Below are 16,290 nucleotides of genomic sequence, written 5' to 3'. Positions count from 1 at the left end.
AGGTAATGAGTGACTGGTAATGAGTACTATAAGTGTAGATAGAAAATTACTTACTGTTCATTACAGATTACTGATGTTTAATTGCGGCTGTTCATCATGCTGAAGGGTAACAATCGTTCCTTCAGGATATTTTTCCTTGATAAATTCTGCAATTTTTATAGCGGAATATACGGATCTGTGCTGTCCGCCAGTACAACCGAAATTAATCTGAAGGTGTTCAAAACCTCTCGCAAGATAATCGTCAATATTAATAGACACCAGAGATTTTACCAATTCTAAAAACCTAGGCATTTCTGTTTTTGTTTCCAGATATTCCTGCACTCCAATATCATTTCCGGTCTGGATTTTATACTCTTCAATTCTTCCCGGATTTAAAATTCCGCGGCAGTCAAAAGCGAAACCTCCGCCATTTCCTGAACTGTCTTTAGGAATTCCTCCTTTCTTGTATGAAAAACTGTGTATCTCGATGTTTAGCATATTTTCTATATATTTTTTTAAACCATTAAGGTTTATTTATTTATCTTAAAATTGCTTCGTATTTGCTCAGATATTTCGATCTGTCAGTCTGAGCGGAGCCGAAGACTTACTTATGTATTATTTCCTCAATTTTTTGCTTTACTTTTTCTGATGTCAGCTGCTGAATAACCTTTTTGAGCTCCGGATAATGATCCATCTGTTCCCAGGACTCTGCAAATTGGGTGATGTTTTGAATTCCTTTGTCGAGGCTGGCCATGAAATGTCGTTTTCTCTGGATAAGACCCCGGAATCCGTATGCTCCCAAAACCTGCAAAAATCTCATCATCTGAATAGGCATCACCGCATTTTTTAAGTGAGCTCTTGTGTCAGGATTTTCAAACTGCTGAATATAGAATTGCAGCATTTCTTCTTTGAAGTCTTGCGGGAAGCTGGCTTTCGCCTGAAAAAGAAATGAGATCACATCATACATTAATGGTCCCTTCATTGCAGACTGATAATCTATGAATGCAACTTCGTTTTTTTCATTTACCATGATATTTCTTGCCTGGAAATCACGGATCATAATTCCTTTGGGTTCAAGGCTTTCAATAAGTTCTGCAATCTTTTTAAATTCTTTCAGAAGTGTGGATTTGTTGTATTCAAGCTCCAGAAAATCGGCTACAAAGTTTTTAAAATAATAAAGATCATGAATCACAGGAAGTTCATCATACTTTTCATATTCAAAAGTTTTTGAGAAATCAATTTTTCCCTGTGTCTGGATCTGTAGTTGAAAAAGCCTTTCTAATGTCTGTTTTACCAAAGCTTTTACCGTAGGAGACAGCTGTTCTTCTGCAATTACTTCGGAAAGAGTGTGCTGTCCCAGAAACTCCTGAATGTACATTTTTCTGTCATCAGAAACAGCAAGAATAGAAGGCGTATTAAGATGCAGCCTTGAAAATACTTCAGAGTAGTAAAGAAAACTCTCATTTTCCGGAATATTTTCATTGTAGGTGATGATGTATTTTTCAGTGCCGGCAGCTGCCAGAAAGTTGACCCTAGCAGAGCCGCTTTGGGCTAATGTGATGAATTCGGAAGTTTTTTTCCCTAAGTGGGTTTCAAAAAATCGTTTTGCGTTTTCAGAAGTCATAATATGGAAACAAATATACTAAATTAACATGAGTTGAATATAATCATTGGGTGAAGTTAAAAAACTGGTAAGATCTTGATAGTAAAGACGTGCCGAAGATCTGGTTTATCGTGAATCTTTGAGAAGATTATCAGTTTTGTATAGATTATTGTCGGTTTTAGGGGAGAGTTTTTAACTTTCTTTATTCAGATTCAGGATATTAAGGGCTAATTTTTATCTTTGCACTATGCTGAAAGACTTTAAACCTGTTTTAGGTATTTTATTGCGTTTTATCATTATTTATCTGGTGCTGCTTTTTGCTTACCAGCTTTATCTTAATAATGGTAAAGATTCCGGGTTGGATCCTTTTTCAAGAGTTATTGCCAATCAGGTAGCTTCTATACAGAATGTGCTGGGGTATCCTACGCAGCTTTATGATGATGTAAAGAATGAGCAGGTTTGGTTTTATGTAAAAGACCGATACGAGACAAGGATGGTGGAAGGCTGTAATGCTGTTTCTGTCATCATTCTTTTTGTATCATTTGTTTTCGCATTTTATAAAGGAGCAAAAACCTTCATTTTTGTGGGAGTAGGATTGGTTTTACTGTATATTATGAATCTCCTGAGAATTGTGGGATTGAATATTGTAATGTCTGGTTATGAGCAGTATGGAAAAATGTTCCACGATTTTATTTTTCCTGCTGTTATTTATGGAACTGTTGTTTTGCTTTGGCTGGTTTGGATTAAATTTTTTGCTTTACAACATGAAAACTATTAGTTGGCTTCTCATTATAGCAGGAATCTGCGGATTGATAGGAGTGAGGGCTCTGGAAAGTACTCTTTTTTATGATCCATTCCTTGATTACTTCCATGAAGCCAATAAAAATATTGAGTTTCCGGCATTTAAATGGGGGAAACTGATTGCCGGGCATCTGTTTCGGTTTCTTTTGAATCTTATGTTTTCCTGCCTGATTATCTATGGTGTATTTCACAATAAGCGATGGACTCTGCAGGGAGCTGTGATGATTACCATTGTTTTTATCATTGCCCTGCCTATTTATCTGTATTGTATTTCGGAAAGATTTGAAGTAGGATATCTTTTTTCGTTTTACATGAGAAGATTTGTGATTCAGCCACTGATCATACTTTTAATTGTTCCGATGTTTTATTACAGGAAGCAGATGATGGGTAAAGAAAGTTCAGGAAATTAGCAAGATTTTGTTATCTGATTTTCCTGTACGTTATTCTACAGTGTGCTTATCTACACTGGTTACATTTTCCGGTGTCCATTCTATGCGTTTTACAAAATCTTTCTCACGAACAGGGCATTCTTTGATCTGGCAGACCGGGCATGAAATCGGCTTACAGTCGTCCATATGGAAATTGAACTCAATAGTTCGTTTAATATTTTGGGCAAGAAGAATAATGACTTGTTCCATCTCTCCATGAGCATCACGAAGGTCGTAATACCATGGCAATGTAATATGAGCATCAATATGCAGTGAAGAACCGAATTGCTGAATTTTCATATTGTGTACATCTATCCATTCTGCGTGTCTGTTTTCTTCAAGGATTCTAATGACCTGATTGAGTATTTCAGGATCCTGTTCATCCATAATCCCGCTTAAAGATTTTCGGACGATTTTATAGCCTACAAATATGATATAAAGTCCAAAAGTAAGAGCCACTACAGAATCCAGCCAGTAAATTTTAGTAAAATAAACAATAATTAAGCTTCCTACCACTCCCAGTGTTGTGATGGTGTCAGACTGAAGGTGTTTGCCGGATGAAATAAGAACCAGAGAATTTTCTCTCTCTCCTTTTTTTATGGAAATATAACCCAGAAGATAATTGATAATGGCCGTGGCAGCAATAATCCATATTCCCAGATCAATTTTACTCAGTGTTTTCCCCACGATAAGGCTGTGAATACCTTCATAGATGATCATAACCCCTGCTATGGCGATCAAAGCTCCTTCAATACCGGAAGTAACGAATTCTACTTTTCCGTGGCCGTACGGATGGTCTTCATCTTTAGGTTTGGCGGCAAGATGGAGGGAATAAAGCCCCATAAATGCACTGATGACGTTTACGATGCTTTCCATGGCATCGGAAAAGACGGCATCGGAATTGGTGAGTTTCCAGGCAATAATCTTTCCGATAAAAAGGATCACACCAAATACTGCAATGAGCTTTTGAAATCCTATTTTCTCTTTGTGGGTACTTTTCTGGGTATTCATTATGAAGAGTTTGATAAAAAAAAGAATCTCAATTTTGAGACTCTTTTTTATTTTGTTAGTTTATACTAAGTTGTTTGCTACAATGTATTCTGCAATTTGTACAGCGTTTGTTGCTGCTCCTTTCCTCAGGTTATCTGCTACAATCCAGAGATTGAGCGTCTTAGGCTGTGACAGGTCTCGTCTTATTCTTCCTACGAAAACTTCGTCTTTACCTTCAGAATATAATGGCATAGGATAGTGGTTGTTTTTCACATCATCCATGACAATGACTCCCGGAGTTTCGGATAAGATTTTTCTTACTTCATCCAGTTCAAATTCATTTTCAAATTCGATATTTACACTTTCAGAATGTCCTCCCTGAACCGGAACTCTTACCGCAGTTGCTGTTAAGTTGAAGGTGTCATCCCCTAAAATTTTCTTAGGTTCCTTCATCAGTTTAATCTCTTCTTTGGTGTAGTCATCATCTGCAAATACATCACAGTGCGGCAATGCATTTTTGAAGATCTGATAAGGATATACTTTTTCAGTAGAATTATCTCCGCTGATTTCGCCGTTTAACTGGTCTACAGCAGCTTTTCCAGTTCCGGTTACAGACTGGTAGGTAGAAACAATTACTCTTTTTAAATCATATTTCTTGTTCAATGGTCCAAGAACCATTACCAGCTGAATGGTAGAACAATTCGGATTTGCAATGATTTTATCTTCTTTTGTTAAAACATCAGCATTGATCTCCGGAACGACTAGTTTTTTGTCAGGATCCATTCTCCAAGCAGAAGAATTGTCAATTACTGTTGTTCCTGCTTCTGCGAATAAGGGAGCGAATTCAAGAGAGGTAGACCCTCCAGCAGAGAAGATTGCAATATCCGGTTTGGCAGCTATAGCGTCCTTCATGCTTACGATGGTAAATTCCTTCTGTTTATACTTCACCTTCTTGCCTACAGATCTTTCGGATGCTACCGGGATTAATTCTGTTACAGGGAAGTTTCTCTCCTCCAAAACTTTAAGCATAACTTGTCCAACCATTCCTGTTGAACCTACTACAGCTACTTTCATTGATTTAATTAAAAATTTAAGATTAAACTATTTATAAATTATAACGCATATAATTTCTTTATCTTTTTAAGCCCCGAAGACTCTTGTCCAAGGAAACGCGAATGCAAATAAACCTACTGCAATCAGCCCCATAATTACTACCCCTAAAGAAATAGTATCGTTGGATTTTACTTTTTTGTTAACAATAGTCATCAAAACAGCTGCAATAAGCATAGAGAAAGGATGTTCAACATATTGGAATCTCAATGCTGCATTTTTCATTACTTCTCCCATATTTAATCCTTTGCTGAAAGTGGTGATCAGCATAATGATTCCCAATAAAAACTGAACATGGAAGAAAATCATTGTAAATAGTGTTGTTTTCTTCAAAAATTTGTTCACTTTTCCACTGAAACCGAACATGGTAGCTAAAAGGGCAATGATAAATAATGTTACCAAAAGAATTTCAAGATACCCGAAACCTTTATGGGCATTAAGTAAAATGTTGTAAAAATCCATACTTTCTATTTTTTGTACACAAAGATAACAAAAATCCCGGCTCAAAGCCGGGATTGATATTTATAAAATCTAATATTGTGATATTATTAGAAGTTGAATGATAGGTTAGCTGCCCATGTTCTTCCGAATCCGAAAAGTACACGGTTAGTAGGATCAATTCCTTTGTACAGAGTAGATTGATAAGCCTCATATTGAGCTGCTGTCGCAAACTGATCACTAGTTTTCGTGAATACGTTTGTAGAAGCATCAGAAATATAAGTAGTATCAAACAAGTTGTATACGTTTGCACCAATCGTGAAATATTGAGAAGCATCTCTTAATCTGATTTTGTAAGAGAATCCTACATCAAAAAGGTTGAAATCCGGTAACTTCATAACTCCTTTATCCTGTGCTGCCTGATTAGAGAATGTAGCGATATCAATTGAAGAATACAATTTACCTACATATCTCCAAGTTCCGAAGATGCTAAGGTCTTTAACTGGTTTTACAGTAGCTCCTAATGATGCTGTCATCTGAGGAATACTGTTATTACTTGTTCCTCCTACTTTTACTTTATCTAAATAAAGTGTGGTAGATGTAGAAGTTCCAGCTAAAGTAAGAGGATTGTTGTTATCATCAAAAGCAGCACCAGTAGCATTACCTTTATAATAATAATCACCCCATGAGAACATACCCTGGAATTCAAGGTAACTAGTTGGTCTGTAAGTAGCATCTACTTCAACTCCCTGGTGGATTTCAGTAATACCACTAATTTCTGCATATCCAGTAGTAGTTGTATTATCAGGTAGAGTAAATGTCTGATTTGTTCTTCTTAACCATCTGTCTCCCCATGAAGTTCTGTAAAGGTTTACGTTCGCACTAAGTTTTTGCGATCTGAAACCATATCCAACTTCGGCAGAGAATATTTTTTCGTTAGTTAAAGTTGGGTTAACTACTTGGAAGTTACTTGGATATACAGAATTGAAGAATGGCTGCTTGCTATAGTATCCGATATTAGCAAAAACATTATGATTTGCATTAATGTTATAGTTAGCACCTCCTTTGATGTTATATCCAAAAAGATTTTTGAATCCAGTTTTTGTGTTAACAACCTGACCTTGCTGTTTAGTTACACCATCTTGAATGAAGTTATCAATTCTTTGGTATCCTTGGTTAGAAACCGATCCCTGTAAGAATGCAGAGAAGTTGTTTTTATTAAACTCAACCTGACCGAAACCGCTATACCAGATAACTTCTCCGTCGTTACTGTAACCAATTTGATCCTGGATAGGAGCTGTTTTTCCTCCGAAAGGATTCCAGGTTAGCTGTTGGTAATTATAAGTTTTGTTTACAATATTCGGAGCAATATTTTTGTTGTTGCTATCCTTGTATCCTGAAGCTCCATATAAGTCAGAAGCTACCTGATAATGGTAACCATAATAATATCTGTCATCTGTACCGATTGAGAAATTCCAGTTATCATTAAGTTTGTGCTGGAAGTTAGCCAAGATACCATACCAGTTGTGAGAGTTGATACTTGATCTACGGATCAAAGTGCTGCCGGCATTTGCTGTATTTACATTGACAGCCTTGTTTGCTGCGAAAATAGCGTCATAGTTGAAGTGACCGCCTCCATCAATAAAAGAAGGATCAGTGATTCCTTTTCCTCCAACTCTACCGATTTCACCAGTTCCACCACCTCTACCATTAGACATGTATAAAACAGTACTTAACTTGGATTTTTCGCTCATTGTCCAATCCCAGTTTAACATCATTACAGGCTTAGAGTAATAGTTTGCTCTGTTAGCCAATGATACTTTGTTCCCATTGGCATCAGTGTAGTAACCATAATCAGAGTTATACTGTCTGTACGGTGTTCCATCTTGATCCGGATTGTACTTGATGTAGTTTTGGATTGTTGGAGAGAATGTTCTCTGGTTATGCCATTGAGGTGCAGAAGTTAGGGTAAACTGGAAATTGTGTTTCTTATTGGGCTCCCAACCTAATGCAAAATAATAAGCATAAGATTCGTATTGTGTGTTTTCTATATAAGTGCTACCAGCTTGTCTGCTCATTAAGATGGAAGATGACCATCCGTTTTCAGATTTTCCTGTGTTGTAAGCGAAGGAAGTTTTAAGATAGTCATTGTTACCAACTCCGAATCTTAGAATCCCACCTCTTTTCATATCAGCTGATTTTGTCAGGAAGTTCATTGTACCTCCTACCGATGCAATGGCAAGTTTAGAAGAACCTAAACCTCTTTGTACCTGCATTGTACTTGTAACATCTGATAAACCGGTCCAGTTTGAGAAATAAACAGTACCACCCTCCATATCATTTACAGGCATACCATTTACCATTACTGCGATGTTTCTTGATTCAAAACCACGCATAGTGATCTGAGAATCTCCAAATCCACCACCTCCTTTTGTAGCATATACGGATGGTGTTGTGTTTAGCAATTCTACCAACTCCTGGTTTCCTTGTCTTTCAAGGATTTGAGCAGCTTTGATTGTAGATACTGCAACTGGTGTCTTTCTATCTTTAGCGATATCCGTTACACCTCTTAAGATTACCTCATCAATATCTTTAGACTTAGCTTGCGCTGTATCCTGAACTTGTTGAGCGTAATAAACACTAGCTGTAGATAAAGTAATAACCGCAGTTAGTATCGATTTGTTGATTAATTTCATAATCGTTAGTAATAATTAGATTTAATTTTCTGCAAAATTCGCAAAATAAAATTTAACTATTATTAACTCAATGTTAATTTTTAATCAATCTTAATAATATTAAAATGTTGAAAATCAGCAATATGACTAAAAATTGAATTTTTGCATGAAAAAAGTCATGTTATTGAATTTTTAACAAAGAGGGTGTGTTTTTATTAAAAATATAAAGCTATTTCACTGCTTTGAGACTCAAATCTATATTCTCCGCAGAGTGTGTAAGGGCTCCAGCAGAGATAAATGTAACTCCTGTTGAGGCAATTTCTTTAAGCATATCGCGGCTGATTCCGCCTGAAGCTTCAGACTCACATGAACCATTAATCATCTTTACAGCCTGTTTCATGGTTTTAACATCCATGTTATCAAGCATGATTCTGTCTACTTTTGCATTAATTGCTTCCTGAACTTCTTCCAGGTTTCTTGTTTCAACCTCTATTTTTAACTTTTTCTTATTCTTTTTAACGTAGTCCTTTGCCATTGCCACTGCATTGGTAATACTTCCGTTGTAATCAATATGGTTGTCTTTCAGCATGATCATATCATAAAGTCCATATCTGTGATTAGTTCCACCTCCAATGGCAACCGCCCATTTTTCGCATATCCTGAAATTTGGGGTCGTTTTTCTTGTATCTAAAAGCTTGGTTTTTGTTCCTACCAATCTTGAATCCCAGTCGTGGGTAAGGGTTGCAATCCCACTCATTCTTTGCATGCAGTTCAGAACAAATCTTTCGGTAGAAAGGATAGATCTTGCGCTTCCCGTTACAATAAGAGCCACATCTCCGAATTTACAGGGAGTTCCATCTTTAATGAAAACTTCAACTTTCAGATTTTTATCAAACGTTTTAAAAATAATTTCTGCCAGCTCCACCCCTGCAAGAATACAGTCCTGTTTTACCAAAAGCTTTGCACTTTGCACAAGATCCTGCGGAATGGTAGAAAGGGTAGAGTGGTCACCATCCTGAATATCTTCTTCAAGGGCACTTTTTATAAATGTTTTTAATGCTTTATCGGTTACGTATGCTGGTCTTTTCATTTTGTACTGCTTTTAGGCTAAATCTTTATTATAAAATGCTCCCTTGTTCTCTGTCATTTCCATAGACTGGCTAATGATGAGGTGGGCAACGGTTGTTAGGTTTCTTAATTCTGAAAGTTGTGGCGAAAGAATGGAGTAGTGATAGATTTCATCCACTGCAGCTGCGATCTCCTGGTGCTTTTGTAAAGCCATATTCAGACGTCTGTTGCTTCTTACGATACCTACCAGATCACTCATCATTTCCTGGAGCTGCTTTCTCAGGTAGCTTACGATAACCATTTCATCCATGATCTTCATTCCTTCCTCATTCCATTCCGGAACAGCTTTAAGATCATCAAAGTTAAAATTGTTTTCATTCAGAAGATCTACTGTTTTCATAGCAGCATTATGTCCGAAAACCAATCCTTCAAGTAATGAGTTGGAGGCCAGTCTGTTGGCTCCGTGAAGTCCGGAGTTGGTACATTCTCCTACAGCAAAAAGATTTCTGATGGAAGACTGTCCGTCCCTGTCTACTTCAATACCACCCATCAAATAGTGACAGGCAGGAACAACGGGAATTAACTGGGTGAAAGGATCTATTCCTTCGTCTTTGCACTTTTTATAGATATTCGGGAAATGTTCTAAGAATTTTTCATGATTCATTTCCTTACAATCTAACCCTACAAATTCGTCTCCGGTAATTTTCATTTCAGCATCAATAGCTCTTGCGACAATATCTCTTGAGGCAAGTTCTTCTCGTTCATCATATTTATGCATGAATTTTTCACCCCTCTTTGTTCTCAATTTTGCTCCGTCTCCACGGACGGCTTCGGAAATTAAAAACAGCATTCCATCCATTTTGCTGTATAAAGCTGTTGGGTGGAACTGATAGTACTGCATATTGGAAACTTTTCCTTTGGCCCTGGCTACAAAAGCAATTCCGTCTCCAGTGGCAATCGTAGGATTGGTCGTATTTTTATAAACATGCCCGGCTCCTCCTGTGGCAGCCAGGGTTATTTTAGAAGTGATTTTTTTGATCGTTTTGGATTTTTCATCCAGAATATAAGCGCCATAACAGTGGATGTCCCCTTCATTAAGTTCTTTTCCCGGAACGTGGTGCTGGGTAATGATATCAATCACATAATGATGATCCAGGATTTCAATATTCGGGCTGTTTTTGGCGGTTTCCAGTAATGCCCTTTCAATCTCAAAACCTGTAATATCTTTGTGATGGACGATTCTGTTTTCGGTATGGCCTCCTTCTCTTCCTAAAGCAAATTTGCCATTTTTCATGTCGAACTGGGCACCCCATTCTACAATTTCATTGAATCTTGCCGGGGCTTCTCTTACTACCATTTCTACAACATCACGTTTGTTTTCACCGTCACCGGCACGCATGGTATCGTCAATGTGTTTTTGAAAATTATCATTTTGAAAATCTGTAACAACAGCCAGACCGCCCTGGGCATATTTTGTATTGCTTTCGTCTTCGTCAGATTTTGTTACGATAATGATTTTGGCATCAGGGAGCTGTTCAGAAACTTTAATGGCATAGGAAAGTCCGGAAATGCCGGAACCGATTACTAATACATCCGCTTTTATCATATGCTTGCTTTAGGTACAATCGTTTAAAATATTAAATAAATTTAAACAATTTTTCGTTTGGTTTTCTTACTTTTTTCATGTGCTGGAAGTAGTCTTCTTCAGAACGGTAGCCTAAAGCGAGGGTAACGGTTACTTTTTCTGTTTCCGGATCTATACTGAGAATCTCTTCTATAATATCCTGGCGGAAGCCTTCCATAGGACAGGAGTCTATATTTTCGATAGCCGCAGCATACATAAGATTGGCCAATACGATGTAAGACTGCTTTTCTGCCCAGTTGAAAATTTCATCCTGTGTTTTTTGTGTGATATGCTGGTTAATGCTCTTTCTGAATGGATCCAGCTGTTCAAGAGGAGTATCTCTTACTTCAGAAATATGATTAAAATATCCCCGGATATAGTGCTCTTCAATAACTTTCTTTGAAATAATAACAACAAGATGAGAACAGGTGGAGATCTGAGAAGGATTATAGAAAGCAGGGATCAGTTTCTTCTTCATTTCCTCACTTTCAACAATCACCATTTTATAGGGCTGAAGCCCCAGTGAACTTGCAGACAGCTTTCCTGACTCAAGAATGTTGTGAAGGGTTTCCTGAGGAATAATCTGATGATTGAATTTTTTTACAGAATATCTTCTGCTTAAAGCTTCCAAATAATGCATAGGACAAATTTAAGAATTGAATATGAATAAAGGGTCTTTAAAATGAAATATCTCCTGCCTGTTAATGCAAAAAAATCACCCCGGCATGCAGGGTGATTCTTTTTGATGGGTTGGAAAGTGTAATTATTCTCTGTTTTTTACAACAATCCAGCCTGAGAATTTTATCGGAGTACTGTTTTTATTATTTTCATTCCATGAAACAGAGTACCAGTAATTTCCTGTAGGAACTTTTTTACTTCCGTTGGTGGTACCTGTCCATTTGTAGCCATTTGTTTTATCTGCCTGGAACATCTTATAGCCGTATCTGTCAAAGATAGCTATTTCCAGATTTTGTTTGTTGGCTAATGCTGAGTAGTCTACAAAATCATTAATTCCGTCATCATTAGGCGTAATTACGTTAATCAGATTGGGTACGGTGATATTGACTTCAACAGGAACGCACTTATAGCCGTCTCTTACATACACTTTAGCTTCTCCTCTTGCAATATTGGTAAAGACATTAGAATCCTGCCAGTTAATATTATCCATAGAATACTGATAAGGAGGAGTTCCGCCGTTAGCATATATGGTGACTGTGCTTCCGGAAATGTCAACAGTGGTAATAACAGGATTGTCAGAAGGATATACAGTTACTTTCTGTGTAGCAATACAGTCTCCTGTTTTAAGTTTAACCCAATAAGTACCTACTCCTACATTCTTGATAGACTGCGTGGTAGCTCCTGTACTCCATTCATAGCTTTTGAAGCCTGCGCCTGCATCTAACGTTGTGGTGTTTTCAATACAAATGGTCTGGTCATGCAAAGTTCTTGAGAAGACAGGTGGTATCACTGTTAAGGTAACTTTAGCAATAGAATAACAGCCGTTTGCATCGAATACTTTAATATAAGCTACTCCATTAGGAGCGATATATGCCGTTGGAGTCGAGATTGCATTGGTTCCGCTGATCGCATCGGTCAGTGATGGGTAATACTCTTTTGTAAGCCCGCCCTGAGAAACTACAGCTGCTACCAGATTGAAGGAGGCCATAGAAGGATTGGCTTCAATAAAGCATGATTTTATCTCAACATCATTGACAACAACAACGGGATAAATATTCAGCGTAATTTTAGATGTACTTACACAGCCTTGAGGAGTGGTTACCTTCACATATATTGTGGCCGCTGCAGATGCATAGGAAGAAGGATTTGTTATTTGATTTGTGCCATTGTTGAGATCATATAAGGTAGGATAGAACTCCTTGGTTACTCCGGCAACGGTGGTTACTGCTGCAGTGTTGAGATCAAAGGTTGCTGTTCCGGCATTATTGTTATTACATCCGGTGAGTGTGGCATCAGTTGCCGCAAAGGGAGTTGGATTAAGCTGTATCACGCCGTCACCATTATCGCATAGCGTAGAACTAGGATCTTTTACAATCACCTTAATTGTAGTATTTCCTGAGTACTGGAAAGCAGTAGGATTAGCAATAGGAGTAGAGCTTCCCAACAGATAATAGGTGAAAATATAGTTTCCGGGATTAGTTACAAATTGAGAATTATAAGAAGTAAGATCTACTGTGCCATTTCCTGTAGCAGGGTTTGTACATACGAATGGACTAATCGTATTGCTCAGAATAGGAACTTTATCTACATATACTTTAACATCTTTAATGGAATGTCTTGCACTGGCACCCCCGGTGGCTGCAGAGAAACCAAAATATCCCTGTGACATTCCTACTGCACCTCCCGACGGAGCAAATGACTGATCTACAATTAATACACCGTTGATTCTTACCTTGATAATCCAGTTGGTAGGATTGGTAAGATCTGTTTCTCCATTTACTTCAACATGTCTGTAAGTGTCTCCTACAAATGGCTGAGTGGCAATAAGGTCCGGAGAGTGGAATGTGCTTCCCGGGGTGGTATTGTATTCGATATTATTACCTGCGGTGTTATTTGTACCATAAAGGATATGAACTTTACTCATCTGACCTTCTGTAGTGTTGTTGAAAATATCAAAACCAACCATCAGCCCTGAAGCATTGGCCGGAATACCTAATCCTCCTCCGGATACGAAACCTGTTGGCGGATTGGCAAGGTACCAGAATGTAAAGCCGTCCCCTTTTCCAAACTGTGCAGTTCCGTTGCCGTCAATTCTGAAGTCGAATTCTACTTTCCATTTGTCGCAATAGCTAAGGGTGATTGGCGTGGATAATTTTACTGCTCCATATTTGCTGGTCTGATCGGTGGTCAATCTTACAAAGTCTCCGCTTACGACAGCATCAGAGACAAGATCCCAGCCGGTTGTATTTACGGGGTTTCCGGTAAGCTGGTAGGTTTGTGAAAATAGTTTTCCCGGCACGCATAATAAGATAGTCAGTACAAAAATGAGTATATCTTTTTTCATAGTGGATGGATTGTGATGTTATACTTAATCTTAGAAATAAAATTGTTTTTTAACGTTGAATTGGTAATTAGGGAATAAAAAAGTTCCCATCTCAGATTGGGCAGTTTCTTTTTTTAATACCGAAACTACCCCCAAGGAGGTAGTTTCTGATCATAAGTTTATTCTCTGTTTTTAACCAATACCCAGCCTGAGTATTTGGTTTCAGTATTGTCTTTGTTATTTTCTGTCCATGAGATGGTGTACCAGTAAGTCCCTGTAAGAACTTTTTTACCGGAAGCTGTTCCGTCCCAGGTAAAGTTTCTCATTTTTCCTGCTTCATACAGTTTATTGCCATATCTGTCATAAACAATGAAAACCAGGTTTTTCTTGTAAGCGAGTGCAGAGTAGTCAATAAAGTCGTTTACATTATCTCCGTTTGGAGTGATGGCATTAATCAGATTCGGTACGGTGATCTGAATTTCAACAGGAGTACAGTTATAGAAGTCCTTTACATACACCCTTACTTCTCCTCTTGCCAGTCCTGTAAATACATTGCTGGTCTGCCAATTAACACCATCCAGCGAAAACTGATAGGCTGGTTTTCCCCCTGCTACATTTACAGTAATTGTATTGTTGTCAATATCAATGCTTGAGATAACAGGATTTGCAGATGCTTTTACATTAACAATCTGTGTAGTGATACAGTTTCCTGTTTTCAGTTTTACCCAGTAACTCCCTACTCCCACATCCTTAATAGATGAGGTTGTTGCTCCTGTGCTCCATTCGTAGCCATCAAATCCTGGACCTGCATCCAGATCTGTTTTCTCACCAATACAAATCGTTTTATCTTTCAGAACAGAAGATGGTGTAGGAGGTAATACAATAAGATTGATTTTAGCAATGTTAAAACACCCGTTAGCATCTGTTACTTTTGCATATACGGCAGTGCTCGGAGACAGGTACTGAAGAGGGTTCATGATTTCATTCACGCCGTCTAAAGCATTGGCCGCAGAAGTGTAATATTTTTTGGCGGCACCTGACCCTAAAGAGGTTACGTCTGCGGAAGTTAAATTAAAGATAGCACTTGTGATATTATTTTCAATGAAACATGATCTCAGAGTAGCTTCTTTCACGGGCGTATCCGCATAGAATGCCAGTGTGATTTTTGCGTTACCTGTACATCCCTGTGGAGTGGTTACCTTTACATAAACCACCCCGGGAACGGATATGTAATTTCCGGGATTTTGAATTTCATTTATGTCCGCATTGAGATCTGCTAATGTTTTATAATATTTTTTAGTAACTCCGGGAACACTCGTAACAGGAGCGGTATTTAAATTGAAAACGGCACTTCCTGCTTTATTATTATTGCATACCGTAATGGTTTTATCTTCCGCTTTGAAAGGAGCCAGAACCAATAAGATCTTACCATCCGGATTGTCACAAAGTAAACCTGCATTGTCTTTAATAACGACTGTAACCGTTGCATTGGCATTAAACTGATAATTGGCAGGGTTGGCAATAGGTGTTGAACTTCCAAAGGGATAATAGGTAAATGTATAATTGGATGGATTGCTCACAAATTGCGAATTGAACGTCGTCAGGTTCACAGATCCGTATCCGGTAGTAGGATTTGGACAGAAAGACTGAGTGGCTGAATTCTGTAAAATGGGAACCTTATCCGTATAAATTTTTACATTTTTAATGGAATGTCTGGATCTTGCCCCTCCGGTAGAGGCTGAAAACCCAAAATATCCAACAGTCATAGCAGCGGCTGTGCCTGACGGAGCAAAAGACTGGTTGCAAATTACATTGCCGTCTATTGTTATTTTAATGATCCAGCTGGTGGGAGCCGCAGGGTCTACCTGAGCTGTAACTTCTACGTGCTTAAAGGTGGTTCCTTGGAAAGGTTGAGTAGTATTCAGATCTGGTGAATGAAAGGAGCTTCCCGGTACGTTGAAGAATTCTACATTATTGGTATCGGTGGTGTTTTGAACCTGCCCGTAAGCAACGTGAACTTTACTCATTGTCGCTGTTGTTGTATTATTGTAGGTGTCAAGTCCTACAACAAGCCCTACTGCATTCTGAGATACACCAAGGCCGGATCCCAATACGCTTGCAACAGGTGGATTAGCGAGATACCAGAATGCAATTCCATCTCCGTTAGAGGTTTGATTGGAATCCATTCTGAAATCGAATTCCACCCTCCATTTATCACAATATTTTAAGTTAATAGGGTCATTCAGTCTGATAGAGCCGGATTGGTTGTTAGTGTCCGGGGTGAGCTGAATAAAATCTGTGTTTACCTGCGTAGGCGAAACCATCGTCCATCCAGTAGTGTTTACTGGGTTGCCGATAAGCTGATAAGTCTGGGCAAAGGACTTCCCGGCTATACAGAGTAAAAAAACAGATAAATACAAAAATAGATTTTTATTCATGTAGATGGGACTTTTATTAATGTGTAAAGATATTAAATCCCGTTTGAATAATATGTATTTAATGTTAATTTTGTTAAAAAATTTAATTATTTTTTAATAAATTAAGCTTCTTCTGATGAAATGGTAAATATTAGG

General features: G+C 38.0%; 13 protein-coding genes. 2 read left to right on the top strand and 11 right to left on the bottom strand.

Translation table 11 applies throughout. The annotated features are described in order from the left end of the window. Positions 1-60: 60 nt before the first annotated feature. Positions 61-477: a RapZ C-terminal domain-containing protein gene (locus BLW74_RS12920; protein ID WP_089692825.1), complete on the bottom strand. Its 417-nt coding sequence runs from the start codon at positions 475-477 to the stop codon at positions 61-63. Positions 478-583: 106 nt separating this feature from the next. Next, a complete protein-coding gene (locus BLW74_RS12915) occupies positions 584-1,603 on the bottom strand; it encodes an aminoglycoside phosphotransferase family protein (RefSeq protein WP_089692824.1) in 1,020 nt (339 codons plus the stop codon). A gap of 226 nt (positions 1,604-1,829) precedes the next feature. On the opposite strand from BLW74_RS12915, the gene xrtF reads away from it, so the two are divergent. After that, the gene (gene xrtF, locus BLW74_RS12910; RefSeq protein ID WP_089692823.1) at positions 1,830-2,360 is read left to right on the top strand and encodes an exosortase family protein XrtF; all 531 of its coding nucleotides are present in this window, start codon (positions 1,830-1,832) and stop codon (positions 2,358-2,360) included. Then, complete coding sequence (locus tag BLW74_RS12905; protein WP_089692822.1) at positions 2,347-2,793, top strand: exosortase F system-associated membrane protein; 447 nt, start codon at positions 2,347-2,349, stop codon at positions 2,791-2,793. Before xrtF ends, BLW74_RS12905 begins: the two co-directional genes overlap by 14 nt. Before the next feature lie 30 nt (positions 2,794-2,823). On the opposite strand, the gene BLW74_RS12900 is transcribed toward BLW74_RS12905, so the two are convergent. The 9 genes from BLW74_RS12900 to BLW74_RS12860 form a co-directional block, all read right to left on the bottom strand. Beyond that, on the bottom strand, positions 2,824-3,822 hold the full coding sequence (locus BLW74_RS12900) for a cation diffusion facilitator family transporter (RefSeq protein ID WP_089692821.1): 999 nt from the start codon (positions 3,820-3,822) through the stop codon (positions 2,824-2,826). A gap of 60 nt (positions 3,823-3,882) precedes the next feature. Continuing rightward, positions 3,883-4,875: an aspartate-semialdehyde dehydrogenase gene (locus BLW74_RS12895; protein WP_089692820.1), complete on the bottom strand. Its 993-nt coding sequence runs from the start codon at positions 4,873-4,875 to the stop codon at positions 3,883-3,885. Positions 4,876-4,941: 66 nt separating this feature from the next. Next, positions 4,942-5,373: a hypothetical protein gene (locus BLW74_RS12890; RefSeq protein ID WP_089692819.1), complete on the bottom strand. Its 432-nt coding sequence runs from the start codon at positions 5,371-5,373 to the stop codon at positions 4,942-4,944. Between the two features lie 86 nt (positions 5,374-5,459). Continuing rightward, on the bottom strand, positions 5,460-8,045 hold the full coding sequence (locus BLW74_RS12885; protein ID WP_089692818.1) for a TonB-dependent receptor: 2,586 nt from the start codon (positions 8,043-8,045) through the stop codon (positions 5,460-5,462). A gap of 208 nt (positions 8,046-8,253) precedes the next feature. Beyond that, the gene (gene nadC, locus BLW74_RS12880; RefSeq protein ID WP_089692817.1) at positions 8,254-9,114 is read right to left on the bottom strand and encodes a carboxylating nicotinate-nucleotide diphosphorylase; all 861 of its coding nucleotides are present in this window, start codon (positions 9,112-9,114) and stop codon (positions 8,254-8,256) included. A gap of 12 nt (positions 9,115-9,126) precedes the next feature. Then, positions 9,127-10,698 carry an L-aspartate oxidase gene (gene nadB / locus BLW74_RS12875; RefSeq protein ID WP_089692816.1) on the bottom strand — a complete coding sequence of 524 codons (1,572 nt, stop codon included), beginning with the start codon at positions 10,696-10,698 and terminating at the stop codon, positions 9,127-9,129. 31 nt (positions 10,699-10,729) lie between these two features. Then, entirely contained in the window at positions 10,730-11,356 is a 627-nt protein-coding gene (locus BLW74_RS12870; protein WP_089692815.1) for an NAD(P)H-dependent oxidoreductase, read from the bottom strand. A gap of 123 nt (positions 11,357-11,479) precedes the next feature. Beyond that, positions 11,480-13,738: a T9SS type B sorting domain-containing protein gene (locus BLW74_RS12865; RefSeq protein WP_089692814.1), complete on the bottom strand. Its 2,259-nt coding sequence runs from the start codon at positions 13,736-13,738 to the stop codon at positions 11,480-11,482. 158 nt (positions 13,739-13,896) lie between these two features. Then, positions 13,897-16,155: a T9SS type B sorting domain-containing protein gene (locus tag BLW74_RS12860; RefSeq protein WP_089692813.1), complete on the bottom strand. Its 2,259-nt coding sequence runs from the start codon at positions 16,153-16,155 to the stop codon at positions 13,897-13,899. Positions 16,156-16,290 lie beyond the last annotated feature (135 nt).

Origin of the sequence: Chryseobacterium culicis, assembly GCF_900108365.1 — a bacterium.
GTDB classification, from domain to species: domain Bacteria; phylum Bacteroidota; class Bacteroidia; order Flavobacteriales; family Weeksellaceae; genus Chryseobacterium; species Chryseobacterium culicis.
This window is presented reverse-complemented; position numbering and strand designations above follow the sequence as displayed.